The following is a 14591-nucleotide window of genomic DNA, read 5'->3' on the forward strand; positions in this document are numbered from 1 at the left end:
AGCGTCTTTAGGCGCTGGCTGGTATTATGGGCTTATAGCCCTTGATCAAACCACCCGTTAGACGGGTGGTTATGATTGTTATTAAAAAACATCTGAGCATGCCCCAGACGTTAACAAAGTAATTAATGAGCGAAGGTATTTACACCAAGTAGAAGAGAGAGTGTTCCCATGATGATACCTGCAAGGATAACCCCCAGCATAACGGCAATAACACTACGTTTAAAGTCCCAATCTAGGATAGATGCTGCTAGGGTACCAGTCCAGGCTCCTGTTCCTGGAAGTGGAATTCCCACAAAAAGGAGGAGGGCCCAGAAGACCCCCTTATCTCCGGCAGCTTTTTCAAGTTTTTGGCCACCACTGTGACCTTTTTTAAGACACCAGGTAAAGAAGCCCCCAATTAGAGGTTTGTCTGCCCCCCATTCGAGAACACGGCGGGCGAAGAAGAAGATAATTGGAACTGGAATCATGTTCCCAATAACACAAAGAATTAGGGCTTGCCACCAAGGGATACCTGAGGCGATAGCAACAGGAACGGCTCCACGGAGCTCAACCAAGGGAATCATAGAGATTAAGAGTGCAATGATGTATTTCATGAGTAACCTTTCATAGGGAAATAAAATAAAGACTCAAAGCCACAAGAGCTTTATCAAGAGTGATAAGACTAATACTACTGCGAAAGTGCTAACAAGTACTTATTGGATTAGGTGAGGCTCAGCCTGTCAAAGTGGATCAAACACTTAAAGTTACCTAATATTTTAGTCTTATTTATTGTATCTTATATGGTCTCTAATGACAACTTTAAAAAGCTTTTTGAAGGTATAGTTTCCCATGTGCTGACATTTTTGGTATAATAATAGTCAGTTATAGTCAAATTAGACTGGAGGAATTAAGATGGCAAGAAATACATCAGATAGTATAGAAGAATATATTAAAGAATTGCTGGGCCAGTCTGGAATTGCTGAGATTCAACGCTCGAACTTAGCAGATACTTTTCAAGTTGTACCGAGTCAGATTAATTATGTTATTAAGACCCGCTTTACAGAAAGTCGTGGTTATATTGTTGAGAGTAAGCGTGGAGGTGGCGGTTATATTCGTATCGTCAAAGTCAGATTCTCTGATAAGCACCACATGATTAATGATTTGCTTCAGAACTTAGCGGATCAGCTCAGCGAGCAGGTATTTACAGACTTGATCCAGTTGCTTTTTGATGAAAAAATCATCACAGAACGTGAGGGAAATTTGATTTTAGCAACTGCTAGTGATGATATTTTAGGCGCAGATGCGGCTGCTATTCGTTCGCGTATTCTACGCTCGCTATTACTTAGATTGGATAGAAAAGGAAATTAGATGACGACATATTCAAGAAAAATGCAGGCCATTTTCCATCGTGCACAGCTTGAGGCAGAGCGTTTTGGAAGTCCTTTTCTGGAGACTTGGCATGTGCTTCTGGCTATGGTTGAGGTTCCAGGATCTGTAGCCTACCTAACATTTACTGATTTTGAGGACCATATTCGTGCGGAAGAGATTGAGACAGCCGCTGTACTAGCGATGGAGAAAAGTCCAAAAGACTTGTCTGAATCAGATATTATCGATTTACGTGCACAGTCACATGCTTTAGAGGCTATGTTGCAAGAGGCAGAGGGAATTGCTGGTGTGACTGGTGCTGTAGAGGTAGGGTCTGAACATGTATTGATGGCCTTTCTCCTTCATAAGGATTTGATGGTTTGTCGTCTCCTTGAAGTTGCTGGTTTTCAATATAAGGATGACAGCGATAAGCCTCGTATTATCGATTTACGACGTTCTTTGGAGCGTTATGCAGGTCTTAGTAAGCAAGATTTGAAGGCCATTCATGATCTTCGTAAGCCTAAAAAATCAAAGACATCAGGAAATTTTGCTAATATGATGCAGCCTCCTCAATCTTCTACTGGGGAGTTGGCAGATTATACCAAAGACTTAACGGCAGTAGCCGAGTCAGGAGCTCTTGATCCTGTTATTGGACGTGAGAAAGAAATTTCACGCATGATTCAGGTTTTGAGTCGTAAAACGAAGAATAACCCAGTTCTTGTAGGTGAAGCAGGTGTTGGTAAGACGGCACTTGCGCTTGGCTTGGCACAGCGTATTGCTTCAGGCGAAGTACCTTTTGAGCTGGCTGATATGCGTATCTTAGAGCTTGATATGATGAGTGTGGTTGCAGGAACACGTTTCCGTGGTGATTTCGAAGAACGTATGAATCAAATCATCGATGAGATTGAAGCTGATGGAAAAATCATTCTCTTTATTGACGAACTGCATACGATTATTGGTTCTGGTTCAGGTATTGATAGTACCTTAGATGCGGCAAATATTTTGAAACCTGCTCTAGCACGTGGAACTCTTCATATGGTTGGAGCAACAACTCAAGCAGAGTATCAAAAGCATATTGAGAAAGATGCAGCTCTTTCTCGCCGTTTTGCTAAGATTACAATTGAGGAGCCAAGTGTAGCTGAGGCGATTGATATTCTAAAAGGCCTACGTTCGTCTTATGAAGACTATCATCGTGTAACGATTACTGATGAGGCGGTTGAGACAGCGGTCAAGGCGGCACATCGTTATTTGACGAGTAAAAACTTGCCTGACTCTGCCATTGACCTTTTAGATGAAGCGAGTGCAACTGTTCAAGGTCGTATTAAAAAAGAAGCCAAACGTGAGATAACGCCTTTGGATGAAGCGCTTCTATCTGGTGATATGAAGGCTGCTGTTAAACAATATAAGGCTAGCCAAAAAGCAAAATTACCAAAACCTGCCTTGGTAGATGCGGATCAGATTATGCAAACCCTTAGTCGTCTATCAGGTATCCCTGTTGAGAAGATGACTCAGGCAGATAGCAAGCGTTACTTGAATCTGGAAGCAGAGCTTCACAAACGTGTTATTGGTCAAGACGAAGCAGTTTCAGCGATTAGTCGTGCTATTCGTCGTAACCAGTCAGGTATTCGTACTGGAAAACGTCCGATTGGTTCCTTCATGTTCCTTGGGCCTACTGGTGTTGGTAAGACAGAATTGGCCAAGGCATTGGCGGAAGTTCTCTTTGATGATGAGTCAGCTTTGCTTCGCTTTGATATGTCAGAATACATGGAAAAATTTGCGGCTAGCCGACTTAACGGTGCTCCTCCAGGTTATGTTGGATATGATGAGGGCGGTGAGTTAACAGAAAAAGTTCGTAATAAGCCTTACTCAGTTCTTCTCTTTGACGAGGTGGAAAAGGCTCACCCAGATATTTTCAATATTCTCTTACAGGTTTTGGATGACGGTGTCTTGACGGATAGTCGAGGTCGTAAAGTTGACTTCTCAAATACCATTATCATTATGACTTCGAACTTGGGAGCGACTGCTCTTCGTGATGATAAGACCGTTGGTTTTGGAGTCCAAGACATTTCTCATAATCACCAAGCTATGCAGTCACGTATCATGGAAGAGCTTAAGAAGGCCTACCGACCAGAGTTTATCAACCGTATTGATGAAAAGGTTGTCTTCCATAGTTTAGAGGAAGAGCAGCTTCGTGAGATTGTCAAGATTATGGTAAAACCGTTGGTATCAGCTTTGGCTGAAAAAGGGATTGACTTGAAGTTCCAACCAGCTGCCCTCAAACATTTAGCTAAAGATGGCTATGATGTTGAGATGGGTGCTCGTCCATTACGTCGTACGATTCAAACTCAAGTGGAGGACAAGTTATCTGAGCTCTTACTAGGTGGCCAAGTAGTTAGTGGACAAACTCTTAAAATCGGCTGCTCGAAAGATAAATTAACCTTTACAGTAGTGTAAAAATCAAACAAAAAGACAGATTACAGGTGTAGTTTGTCTTTTTGTTGTGTCAATAGGAGTCAAGATAGAGTCAATCTTTCTGTAAAGTTGGGGTAAAAGAAAAAGCCGAGTAAAGCTCGGCTGTAATGATTAGAGTTTTTCATTGACAAAGTTGACAAAGTGATTCCACCAGACCTTGAGGAAGAAGCTTTTCTTAACTTCTTTACCAGCAACCAGTTCCATGCTAGGCATACCTTGGTTAGGCAAGTAACCTTCTCCTACAAGTGATTTATCTTCAAAGGTAGCCGTTCCAACCTTGTCACTTGAGTTGACGGGGGCTTGGACTTGATTTGTAGTGACTTTAATATGTTTACTATTGTTAGCATCTATTTTTTGGATGATATTAAAGTCAGACTTAGCAACAGCAGTGACTTGCTTAGATTTCCCATCAAGGACATTGGCTTGGCTTTTACCAATAGCTTGTCCTTTTTTGGCAATGGTCTTGCTTTCCCAATGATAGACTACGTAGTTAAGTAGGTCATTGGTTGCAGTGAAACGGGCGTAGTCATCAGTATCGGTATTATCAGCATTCAAAATGACTGTGATAATGCTCATGCCGCTTTCATTTGAGTGGGCCACGAAGGAAGCACCGGCTAAATCAGTGGTCCCTGTTTTTAGGCCATCTACACCTTTACGGTAACTAGGTTGTCCCTTGAGCATATAGTTGAAGGTTTTGAGTTTGTTGACACCATCAAAATCAGCTTCAGTTTTTTTAGTGATATCGAGAATTTCAGGATATTCTTTCACTACGTGTTGTGCAATGATAGCAACATCTTTAGCACTCATGGTATTTTCTTCGTCTGATTTAGAGCCTGGATAGATATTGTCACCTAAGTAAGAATTATTGAGACCAGAGGCATTGACAATCTTAGCATCAGTGATACCCCAATCTTTAAGTTGGGCTTTCATCATGTCGACAAACTTACTTTCGGTTCCTCCGATTTCCTCGGCTAGAGCAATAGATGCACTGTTGGCACTGGAAATAAGAGTTGCGTCAAGAAGTTGTTTGACAGTGTATTTGCGGGCATCTAGTGGAATATTAGATACTCCGGCACTGACAGTTAGTTCAAAGGGGTAGTCAGAAATGTCAACTTTGCTGTTCCATTTGAGGTCTCCCTGATCTACTGCTTTATAAACCATATAGGCTGTTAGGAGCTTGGTAATAGAGCCAATCCCTGTAGAGGTAGTGGCATCTTTTTCATATAAAATTTTGCCAGTATTAGCTTCGACAGCGATGGCATGTTTGGCTGCGGCATCATATCCTTTTTTCTTATCTGCTGCAAAAGCAGGGGCTACGCTTCCCAGACAGAGTAAGAAGGTTATCATAAGCGTAATCAGTTTTTTCATGGTTTGTTCCTTCATGTGTTTTGGATATTTATTATACCACATTTTGAGAGGAACTTAAGGTGTTGAGAAGGGGCTTTTACTTACAGGACTAATTTTTAAGGCAAGATAAAACTACCTTTTGATAGCTAAAAGGTAGTTTTGTGTTTACTTGTTTCCTGTAAAGAAATTAACGATATGGTTCCACCAAACTTTTAAGAAGAAACTTTTCTTGATAGATTGGTTGGCTGTTACAGAAATTTGAGGTGGATCAGAGATGTAACCTGTTCCAACGAGATCCTTATCATCAAAGGTCGCTGTTCCAATAGTGTCACCTTTTTTGATAGGTGCTGTTATAGTTTTTGCTTTGATTTTAACAGTATCATTTTTGCTGTTTATTTTTTGAACGACTGTAAGGTCTGACTCGAGCTTAGCAGAGATGGTTTGACTGTCTCCATCGGCTACCTTAATATCATTTTTCTTGACGATTTGTCCTTTGGTGTTGAGGGTTTTGATTTCCCAGTTTTGAGTCACATAATCTAGCAACTCATTTGTGGCTGTGAATCTGGCAGCTTCATCTTCTCCGCCATTGTCCGCATTCATAACAACTGTAATCAAACTCATGCCATTTTCATTGGAGTGGGCTACAAAGGATGCCCCTGCAAGTTCGGTTGTTCCCGTCTTGAGTCCATCAACGCCTTCACGGAAGTTGTCTTGCCCCTCCAACATGTAGTTGTGTGTCGTTAATTTGTTGTCACCTTCGAAGTCAGTTTCGGTTTGCTTGGTGATTTCAAGTACCTGAGGATAGTCTTTGATGAGGTGGTCCGCAATAATTGCAACATCTAGGGCGCTCATCGTGTTCTCGTCATCTGGTTTTGAGCCAGGATAGCGATTATCCCCAAGATATTTATTATTTAGACCAGAAGCGTTAAATAATTTAGCATCTGTAATTCCCCATTCTTTTAGTTGTGCTGTCATAGCGTCAACGAAGGCACTCTCTGATCCTGAGATTTTTTCAGCCAGAGCAATAGCAGCACTGTTAGCGCTGGAAATGAGGGTGGCATCTAGGAGTTGTTTAACAGTGTATTTTCGGGAATCCAGTGGGACATTTGAAACTTCTGAATCAACGGTTAAGTTGAAAGGATAGTCTGAAATATCTACTTCAGTGTCCCAGGTAATTTTTCCTTGATCAACTGCTTTATAGACCATGTAGGCTGTTAGGATTTTAGTCATTGAAGCCACACCATCAGGGGTAGTGGCGTCCTTTTCATAGAGGACTTTTCCTGTAGTTGCTTCGATAGCAATCGCATGTTTAGCAGAAACATTGAAGTCATCTGTCTGTTCTTGTGCTAGAGCAGGTGTTACTAGGCCTAGTAAGATTAAGGCAATCATAATGATGTGTTGTAATTTTTTCATAGTCATTCCTTTGTCTCTCATAGGTGTTTATTATATCACAAAACGACTTAAATATCTGAGAGAAAGGGAATCTTAGCTGCTAACTTATGCCGGAGCTCTGCCATTTTTGACTATATTATGGTAAAATGAAAGTTATATCAAATGAATGACATAAAGTTGACCGGTTCGTTTTTGTAAGGGCTGGTCATGGATAAAAAGAGGGATCAAACATGGCTAAACAAACTTTTGAGATGACCTTTGCAGGACGCCCGCTTGTCGTTGAAGTTGGGCAGGTAGCCAAGCAGGCTAATGGTGCTGTCGTCGTGCGTTATGGAGATACAACGGTATTATCAACAGCTGTTATGTCTAAAAAGATGGCAACGGCAGATTTCTTTCCTTTACAGGTTAATTATGAGGAAAAAATGTATGCAGCTGGCAAGTTCCCGGGGGGCTTTAACAAGCGTGAGGGTCGGCCTTCAACAGATGCCACTTTGACTGCTCGCCTCATTGACCGTCCTATTCGTCCTATGTTTGCGGAGGGCTTCCGTAACGAAGTTCAGGTCATTAACACGGTTCTCTCTTATGATGAGAATGCTAGTGCTCCGATGGCGGCTATGTTTGGGAGTTCTTTAGCTCTTTCTATCTCTGATATTCCTTTCAATGGTCCAATTGCTGGGGTTCAAGTAGCCTATGCTGCAGAAGATTTCATCATCAACCCAAGTGCAGCGGATAAGGAAGTTTCACTTTTAGATTTGACAGTGGCAGGTACCAAGGAAGCTATCAATATGGTAGAGTCAGGTGCTCAGGAATTGTCCGAGGATATTATGTTGCAAGCACTCTTGAAGGGACATGAGGCTATTCAAGAGTTGGTTGATTTCCAAAATTATATCGTTGCAGCTGTTGGTAAGGAAAAGGCTGAGGTTGAACTTCTACAAGTTGATGCTGATTTGAAAGTCGAAATCGAAACAGCTTATTATGATCAGTTAGCTAAGGCTGTTCAGGTGGAAGAAAAACTGGCGCGTGAAGCAGCAACCCAGGCTGTTAAAGAAGAGGTCCTTACTTCTTATCAAGAACGCTTTGCAGAAGATGAAGATAAGGAAACCATTCTGCGTGATGTAGCAGAAATCCTTGAGCAGATGGAACATGCTGAAGTGCGCCGTCTCATTACCGAGGATAAGGTTCGTCCAGATGGTCGTCGTGTGGATGAAATCCGTCCTTTGGACGCAGAGATTGACTTTCTTCCTAAGGTTCATGGTTCAGGTCTCTTTACACGTGGACAAACTCAAGCCTTGTCAGTTTTGACTTTAGCACCTATGAGTGATACACAACTTGTTGATGGTTTGGATCCAGAGTATAAGAAACGCTTCCTTCACCACTATAATTTCCCTCAGTATTCAGTGGGTGAAACAGGGCGTTACGGTGCACCAGGTCGACGTGAAATAGGTCACGGAGCCTTAGGTGAACGTGCCCTTGCTCAGGTTCTTCCAAGTGTTGAAGAGTTCCCTTATGCTATCCGTTTGGTAGCAGAAGTCTTGGAGTCAAATGGTTCTTCCTCACAAGCCTCTATTTGTGCAGGAACCTTGGCTCTTATGGCTGGTGGTGTACCGATTAAGGCGCCTGTTGCAGGGATAGCTATGGGGCTTATCTCAGATGGTACTAACTACACTGTCCTGACTGATATTCAAGGTTTAGAAGACCATTTTGGAGATATGGACTTTAAAGTAGCTGGTACACGTCAAGGAATTACAGCTCTTCAGATGGATATTAAGATTTCAGGTATTACACCTGCCATTCTCGAAGAGGCTTTGGCTCAAGCCAAGGTAGCTCGTTTTGAGATTCTTGACGTTATTGAGTCAGCAATCGCTGAGCCACGTCCAGAATTGGCACCAACAGCGCCTAAGATTGACAGTATTCAGATTCCTGTTGACAAGATTAAGGTTGTCATCGGTAAAGGTGGCGAAACGATTGACAAGATTATCGCTGAGACTGGTGTCACTATCGATATCGATGAAGAAGGTCTTGTTCAGATTTTCTCTAGTGATCAGGATGCCATTAACCGTGCTAAAGCTATCATCTTTGATCTTGTACGTGAAGCTAAGGTTGGAGAGGTTTATACTGTACCAGTTGTGCGTATTGAAAAGTTCGGTGCCTTTGTTCACCTCTTTAATAAGACAGATGCTCTTGTCCACATCTCAGAACTAGCTTGGGAACGCACTGAGCGTGTCGAAGATGTGGTTAAGGTTGGGGACATGGTAACTGTTAAAATTATCAAAATCGATGAAAAAGGACGTATCGATGCCTCAATCAAGACCTTGCTCCCTAAGCCTGAAAAGATTGAGGACGGGGAAAATAAAGGAGAGCATCGTCACCGCCGTCGTTCTCATCACAAACCACGCCACCATAATGAAAATGGTGAAGCACCGAAAAATCCTGATAAATCAGAAACGAAAGAACAGATAGAAGAATGACAGAAAATCAAGAATTGCAAGCTTTTGATGAAACTCTAAAAGAATTTTTAAAGGAACCAGACCACTTTTTGACCAGTCTGGCTTTGGTTAATCACCTACAACGTACTCCCGTCTTGGCTGCCCAAGACCTCTACGCAGTTGAAGTGGAAGGCAAGAAGGTTGTTCCTGTCTTCACTAATGAACAGGACTTACAATCTTTCAAAGCTACTCAAGAGAGTGCTCGAGAACAGACTTGGATAGAACGTTCAAGCTTAGATATCCTAACACAACTGGTTCAGGCAGAGCTTTTTGGTCTTGCTTTCAATTTAAAAGAGGATGGTGATTTCTCAAATACCACTCTTTTTGCAAGCAGTGAACTTATCCAGTTTATCAACTATTTCACTCAGACCTTAAATAATCTTTTGGGTGAGGAAAATCAAAAGGCAGATTCCAAAGATAAGATTTATCTTGTTCCAGCCTTCATTCACAAACGCGAGGAAGATGGTCAGGATGACCGTCTCTTCGCGACCATGTCGAATGCAGAGGGACAGAGTTATGTGCCTGTGTTTACGAACTTAACGAGCTTTGCAAAATGGTACGGTAACGAAACTTTTGGCCTACCTTTCCGTAAGGCTAAAGGGACGATTTTACAATGGCCACTGTCAGAAATTTACCAGCCTTCAACAGGTGAAAATGAGTTGGATAAGGTTCAAGGTATTGTCATCAATCCGTTTGATGAGCAACCTGAGTTAGTCGATTGGTCTTATTTTGAGGGGGATAGCGAGTAGACCTAGTGTTTACAGCTTTCCACTTTAAAGAAATAATAGGCTACAACAAACAATAATAGCAATAATGATGTAAGGAGTGACCTAAATGGGTTGGTGGAAAGAAAGTATTGATATAGTAAAGAAAAATGACCCAGCAGCTCGGACGAGTCTGGAGGTTCTTTTAACTTACCCTGGATTAAAAGCCTTGGCTGCTCATCGTATCTCACATTTTCTCTGGCGCCACCATTGTCGACTCTTAGCGCGTATGCATAGTCAGTTTTGGCGCTTCTGGACTCAAATCGAGATTCACCCAGGGGCTCAGATTGCTGAAGGTGTTTTCATCGACCATGGCTCAGGCCTTGTCATTGGTGAGACAGCTGTTGTGGAGAAGGGTGCTATGCTTTACCACGGTGTCACTTTAGGTGGTACTGGTAAAGATGTCGGAAAACGTCACCCAACCGTTCGTGAGGGTGCCTTGGTTTCAGCCCATGCTCAGGTCATAGGCCCTATTGAGATTGGAAAGAATTCTAAGGTCGGTGCGGCAGCTGTGGTTGTTGCGGATGTCCCAGAAGATGTTACAGTCGTTGGTGTTCCTGCTAAGGTTGTGCGTGTTCATGGTCAAAAGGACGAAGAAGTTATCCACGATATTGAAGAAGGACGTGAATACTATAGCGAAAAACTAGAAGACCTTCTAAAAGCAGCTAGCTTCCACTCATCACGGCTATAAGGAAAGGAAACGATGAAACTCTTTAGTTCAAAGGTGACTCGATTGACGGTCGTGGGCCCTCTTGCCCTTGTTTACATTGCTTTACATAGAGCAGACTATAGCATGGCAACCTTGTGGTTTTGCATTGCTCTTTTATGGGGTGGTCTTGTTTTTAAGCAACGTCACAAGTAATACTTGAGTTATGAAAAATTTATTCAAAAACAATCCTTTTTTGGTCTTCTATATAGTTGGGAGTTTCCTTTCAGCTATGTCTCTCTTGGCTCAGGGTCAGCTGGTTGCGGCTATATGGATTATCATTCTTGTGATACTCTTGTGTTTATACCTAAACCATATCAAGGATAAAAAATAGTTTCCAGTTAATTGAAAGGAATCTCTAGTGATTAAAATTTATGATACGATGACGCGTTCGCTCCGTGATTTTGTACCTTTGACAGAAAATGTTGTCAATATGTATGTCTGCGGACCAACAGTTTACAATTATATTCATATCGGAAATGCCCGTTCAGCAGTAGCTTTTGATACTATTCGTCGTTATTTTGAGTATTGTGGCTACACAGTCAACTATATTTCTAACTTTACGGATGTAGATGATAAGATTATCAAGGCAGCCAATGAAGCTGGCATTTCAACTAAAGAATTGTCGGACAAGTTTATCGCGGCTTTTATGGAAGATACTGCACAGCTTGGCATTAAACCAGCGACACAAAATCCTCGTGTTATTAACTACATGGATGAAATCATTGCATTTGTGTCAACCTTGGTTGACAAAGGTTTTGCCTATGTCTCTGAAGGTGATGTTTACTTCCGAGTAGCTAAGTCAAACAACTATGCTAAATTAGCTAACAAGACTTTGGAAGATCTTGAAATTGGTGCAAGCGGACGTACGGATGCTGAAACAGAACGTAAGGAGAATCCTCTGGATTTTGCCCTTTGGAAAGCTGCCAAAGAGGGAGAAGTTTCTTGGGACAGCCCGTGGGGACCTGGTCGTCCTGGTTGGCACATCGAATGTTCAGTTATGGCGACTGAAATCCTTGGAGATACCATCGACATCCATGGTGGAGGGGCAGACCTTGAGTTTCCACACCATACCAATGAAATTGCTCAATCAGAAGCCAAAACTGGCAAGACCTTCGCCAACTACTGGATGCACAACGGTTTTGTCAATGTGGACAATGAGAAAATGTCAAAATCCTTAGGTAACTTTGTAACGGTTCATGATATGCTTAAGACAGTCGATGGTCAAGTGCTTCGCTTCTTCCTAGCAACACAACAGTACCGTAAGCCAATTAACTTTACTGAAAAAGCTATTCATGATGCTGAAGTCAATCTTAAGTATTTGAAAAACACCCACAGTCTTCCCTTGACAGATCAGGTGAATCAAGATGAGTTGCAAACTTATCTTGAAGCCTTCCAAGAAGCTATGGATGATGACTTTAATACAGCGAATGGTGTGACTGTTCTGTTTGACATGGCCAAATGGATTAATTCAGGCAATTATGACCAAACCGTTAAGGATGCTTTTGAAAAAATGCTCCAAGTCTTCGGTATTGTTTTCGAAGAAGAAGTCCTTGATGCAGATATCGAAAAACTCATTGAAGAGCGTCAAGCGGCGCGTGCCAACAAGGACTTTGCGACAGCAGACCGCATTCGCGATGAGTTGGCTGCTCAAGGTATCAAACTTCTTGATACCAAGGATGGTGTGAGGTGGACACGTGACTAAACACCTTGATGTCAACCTTATTAATGGTATTGCTCTCGCTTTTGAGGGAGATGCTGTTTATTCCTTGTACATTCGCCGTCACCTGATTTTTCAAGGTCAGACCAAGCCAAATCAATTGCACCGTCTAGCTACACGCTATGTGTCGGCAAAGGCGCAAGCTAGTCTCATTGAAAAAATGCTAGAGCAAGAGCTTTTGACTGAAAAAGAGCTAGATATCTATAAACGAGGTCGTAATGCGAATAGTCACACCAAGGCTAAAAATACAGATGTCATTACCTACAAAATGTCAACAGGCTTCGAAGCAGTCATGGGCTATCTTCATATGACCGAGGATATTGCTCGCTTAGAGGAACTTATTGATTGGTGTATTGACGAAGTTGAAAAAGAAATCTAAAAATTCTGCCGAGAGCAGGATTTTTTGTTATTTAAAGGCTATAAAAATTGTGACAATTAGTTGAAGCTTCAAAATTTAGATTATTTGAGAATCAAAGTAATTCAGCGTCTTGACAATAAAAAATAAGATGAAACTAATATTTAGCACCTTGAAAATGAGAAAGTTAAGGGATGTCTAACACGTGTAAAACCCCGATATTATAGCTTTTTTAATAAAACTAATTTGACAGAAAGTAAAAAAAAAGTCTATAATATTAATAAATGAGGCCATCTAAAAATGAGGAGGTGAATGGAAATAGCTAAGAAAAAAGTTTTCTATACAACTTTTGCTGCTTTGATTTTATCTAGCTTTACGCTTCAAACAGGTAAAGCAGATGAAGTTCAGGTAAAATCTGATGAAGCTAAAATAGATTATGTTAATAGTGAGGCACCGACTCCAGTTGCTCCTCAAGCTGATCTTTCATCGGTAGGAGCTAAGGCAGAGCCAGCGAGTCAAGTAAGTTCAGTAGTGACCTCAACGTCACTGATGGTTGTCTCTTCAAGTGAGACAGATGAGGGGCTTCTTGAGGTACATTCTCAAGTTGATATCGTGGAGACTAGCGTTTCTACGACGACACCTCATTCAGAAGAGGCTCGTGCCCAAGCTTTTGGTGAGGATCGATCAGTAGCGGCGTCTGAACGAGGAGATGCAAACCCAACATCTGATTCTGAACAAGCTAAACCAAATATTGTGCTTACTTATGATAAGTCTCGTGAGGCTACAGCGACTGCAGAGTCACAAGCTGTGACTTCAATGTACAAGAGTGAAAGCACACTATATACATCCGAACTTGCTGGAAATACACATGCAGTTATTGAAAAATCAGAGTATTCTTCACTGGATTCTCATACGACATCTGTAAGTGCGACTCCTACTAGCCAAGCTATTGCAACTTCTGAAGTCGCTTCTGAGTCTGCAAGTACTGCAAGTTCGCTTGCATCTACGGCTCCAGAAACGAGTCAGTTAAATAATAATTCAGAAGATAGCTTAACTGTCCTCACGATTGGTTGGAAAGATTCATCATCAACTTCTGAGGTCTTTGAAACTTCTGAAGTGGTTTCTATGTTGCAAAGTGAGAGTTTGACCTATTCGTCAGAGGTAACCTTTACGGATGGACTCATCTCAGAAATCTTAGCGACTCCAATCACTTCTGAAGTTTACACCGTTGTTCCAAAACGAGACAGTACTGGAGCGCTTCTTGAAGATCAACCTGCTGTTACAGGGAATACAGACATTCTTTATTTAGCACGTGGTGAAATCTTTAACGTCAATTTTGATGTTAACAAGATGGAAGGTAAGAAGATTAAGGGGCTTAATCTAGTCCTTGATGGTAAACAAATTCATCATAGTTACTTTGTTGAAGGAACTCTGGATGAGGTCAATGCTGGTTTGAGTGCCTACCATTTGGCAGAACAAACGACTGGTATTCATAAAATGACCTTTGAGTTGATTGATACGAATAACAATATTCATTACCTGACACAGACTTTTAGCGTCTTCAATGAAGGCGAGCGTCCAGTGACACCTGATAGTTACCGTAGGAATCAGTATTCATCAACGACAACAACGACTGTACCGGTTACTTATAATACCAGTGCAAATAACTATACTGAGACCGCCAATCATATACAAGCTACGGCTGTTAATGAGTTGGCTGAGACAACTAGAGCGTTAACACAGCAATTAGCAGAACAAATTGCTGTGGTTTTGAGTGGTTGGTCTTCAGCGATTTCTGGAAATAGTTCAACAAGCACAGGTTCAATTGATATCTTCCAAGCAGCAGGTAAAACCATTACTCAAGCTGCGAGAAAGATTGCAGAATCAATCTCAGATCCAGATACAATTGGTAAGCAAGCTTTGGCTGCTGCAACTGTTGTTCTAGTTCTCCTAGTGCTTTATCTAGCAGCAATTACATTTATTTAACATGCTTTGCCCTCGTAAG

Annotated in this window: 11 protein-coding genes; 8 read left to right on the forward strand and 3 right to left on the reverse strand. The window is 41.7% G+C overall.

The features are described 5' to 3' along the window. Positions 1-122: 122 nt before the first annotated feature. Positions 123-593 (reverse strand): COG2426 family protein, encoded by a 471-nt coding sequence (locus H7T99_RS08480; protein ID WP_004182164.1) that lies wholly within the window; start codon positions 591-593, stop codon positions 123-125. Positions 594-891: 298 nt separating this feature from the next. Here H7T99_RS08480 and H7T99_RS08485 point away from each other — a divergent pair, with 298 nt between their 5' ends. Continuing rightward, the gene (locus tag H7T99_RS08485; RefSeq protein WP_002889615.1) at positions 892-1347 is read left to right on the forward strand and encodes a CtsR family transcriptional regulator; all 456 of its coding nucleotides are present in this window, start codon (positions 892-894) and stop codon (positions 1345-1347) included. Further along, complete coding sequence (locus H7T99_RS08490) at positions 1348-3798, forward strand: ATP-dependent Clp protease ATP-binding subunit (RefSeq protein ID WP_037603299.1); 2451 nt, start codon at positions 1348-1350, stop codon at positions 3796-3798. It begins immediately after the preceding gene. Between the two features lie 129 nt (positions 3799-3927). Here the strand turns inward: H7T99_RS08490 and pbp3 (H7T99_RS08495) are convergent, their stop codons facing one another. Together pbp3 (H7T99_RS08495) and pbp3 (H7T99_RS08500) are read right to left on the reverse strand one after the other, a co-directional pair. Continuing rightward, on the reverse strand, positions 3928-5184 hold the full coding sequence (gene pbp3 / locus H7T99_RS08495; protein WP_037603298.1) for a D-alanyl-D-alanine carboxypeptidase PBP3: 1257 nt from the start codon (positions 5182-5184) through the stop codon (positions 3928-3930). 144 nt (positions 5185-5328) lie between these two features. After that, the gene (gene pbp3 / locus H7T99_RS08500; protein ID WP_037603297.1) at positions 5329-6576 is read right to left on the reverse strand and encodes a D-alanyl-D-alanine carboxypeptidase PBP3; all 1248 of its coding nucleotides are present in this window, start codon (positions 6574-6576) and stop codon (positions 5329-5331) included. 209 nt (positions 6577-6785) lie between these two features. Between pbp3 (H7T99_RS08500) and pnp the strand changes: the two genes are divergently transcribed. The 6 genes from pnp to H7T99_RS08530 all read left to right on the forward strand — a co-directional run bounded on the left by pnp (position 6786) and on the right by H7T99_RS08530 (position 14572). After that, positions 6786-9023: a polyribonucleotide nucleotidyltransferase gene (gene pnp, locus H7T99_RS08505; protein WP_037603296.1), complete on the forward strand. Its 2238-nt coding sequence runs from the start codon at positions 6786-6788 to the stop codon at positions 9021-9023. After that, on the forward strand, positions 9020-9790 hold the full coding sequence (locus tag H7T99_RS08510) for an SseB family protein (protein ID WP_037603295.1): 771 nt from the start codon (positions 9020-9022) through the stop codon (positions 9788-9790). The genes pnp and H7T99_RS08510 overlap by 4 nt, the downstream gene beginning before the upstream one ends. An 85-nt stretch (positions 9791-9875) precedes the next feature. Continuing rightward, complete coding sequence (cysE, locus tag H7T99_RS08515) at positions 9876-10496, forward strand: serine O-acetyltransferase (RefSeq protein WP_014633706.1); 621 nt, start codon at positions 9876-9878, stop codon at positions 10494-10496. Positions 10497-10872: 376 nt separating this feature from the next. Further along, positions 10873-12216, forward strand: coding sequence for a cysteine--tRNA ligase (cysS, locus tag H7T99_RS08520; RefSeq protein WP_037603294.1), 1344 nt, complete (start codon positions 10873-10875; stop codon positions 12214-12216). Beyond that, the gene (locus H7T99_RS08525; protein ID WP_037599742.1) at positions 12209-12610 is read left to right on the forward strand and encodes a Mini-ribonuclease 3; all 402 of its coding nucleotides are present in this window, start codon (positions 12209-12211) and stop codon (positions 12608-12610) included. Before cysS ends, H7T99_RS08525 begins: the two co-directional genes overlap by 8 nt. A gap of 288 nt (positions 12611-12898) precedes the next feature. Beyond that, entirely contained in the window at positions 12899-14572 is a 1674-nt protein-coding gene (locus tag H7T99_RS08530; RefSeq protein ID WP_037603293.1) for a hypothetical protein, read from the forward strand. The last annotated feature ends 19 nt before the right edge of the window (positions 14573-14591 follow it).

Source organism: Streptococcus sp. 17.1 (assembly GCF_016648655.1).
Lineage (GTDB): Bacteria > Bacillota > Bacilli > Lactobacillales > Streptococcaceae > Streptococcus > Streptococcus salivarius_E.

Coding starts and splice junctions, on each gene's coding strand:
- cysE (WP_014633706.1), top strand. CDS start 9,876: ATGGGTTGGTGGAAAGAAAGTATTGATATAGTAAAGAAAAATGACCCA.
- H7T99_RS08530 (WP_037603293.1), top strand. CDS start 12,899: ATGGAAATAGCTAAGAAAAAAGTTTTCTATACAACTTTTGCTGCTTTG.
- H7T99_RS08490 (WP_037603299.1), top strand. CDS start 1,348: ATGACGACATATTCAAGAAAAATGCAGGCCATTTTCCATCGTGCACAG.
- pbp3 (WP_037603297.1), bottom strand. CDS start 6,576: ATGAAAAAATTACAACACATCATTATGATTGCCTTAATCTTACTAGGC.
- pnp (WP_037603296.1), top strand. CDS start 6,786: ATGGCTAAACAAACTTTTGAGATGACCTTTGCAGGACGCCCGCTTGTC.
- H7T99_RS08510 (WP_037603295.1), top strand. CDS start 9,020: ATGACAGAAAATCAAGAATTGCAAGCTTTTGATGAAACTCTAAAAGAA.
- H7T99_RS08480 (WP_004182164.1), bottom strand. CDS start 593: ATGAAATACATCATTGCACTCTTAATCTCTATGATTCCCTTGGTTGAG.
- H7T99_RS08485 (WP_002889615.1), top strand. CDS start 892: ATGGCAAGAAATACATCAGATAGTATAGAAGAATATATTAAAGAATTG.
- pbp3 (WP_037603298.1), bottom strand. CDS start 5,184: ATGAAAAAACTGATTACGCTTATGATAACCTTCTTACTCTGTCTGGGA.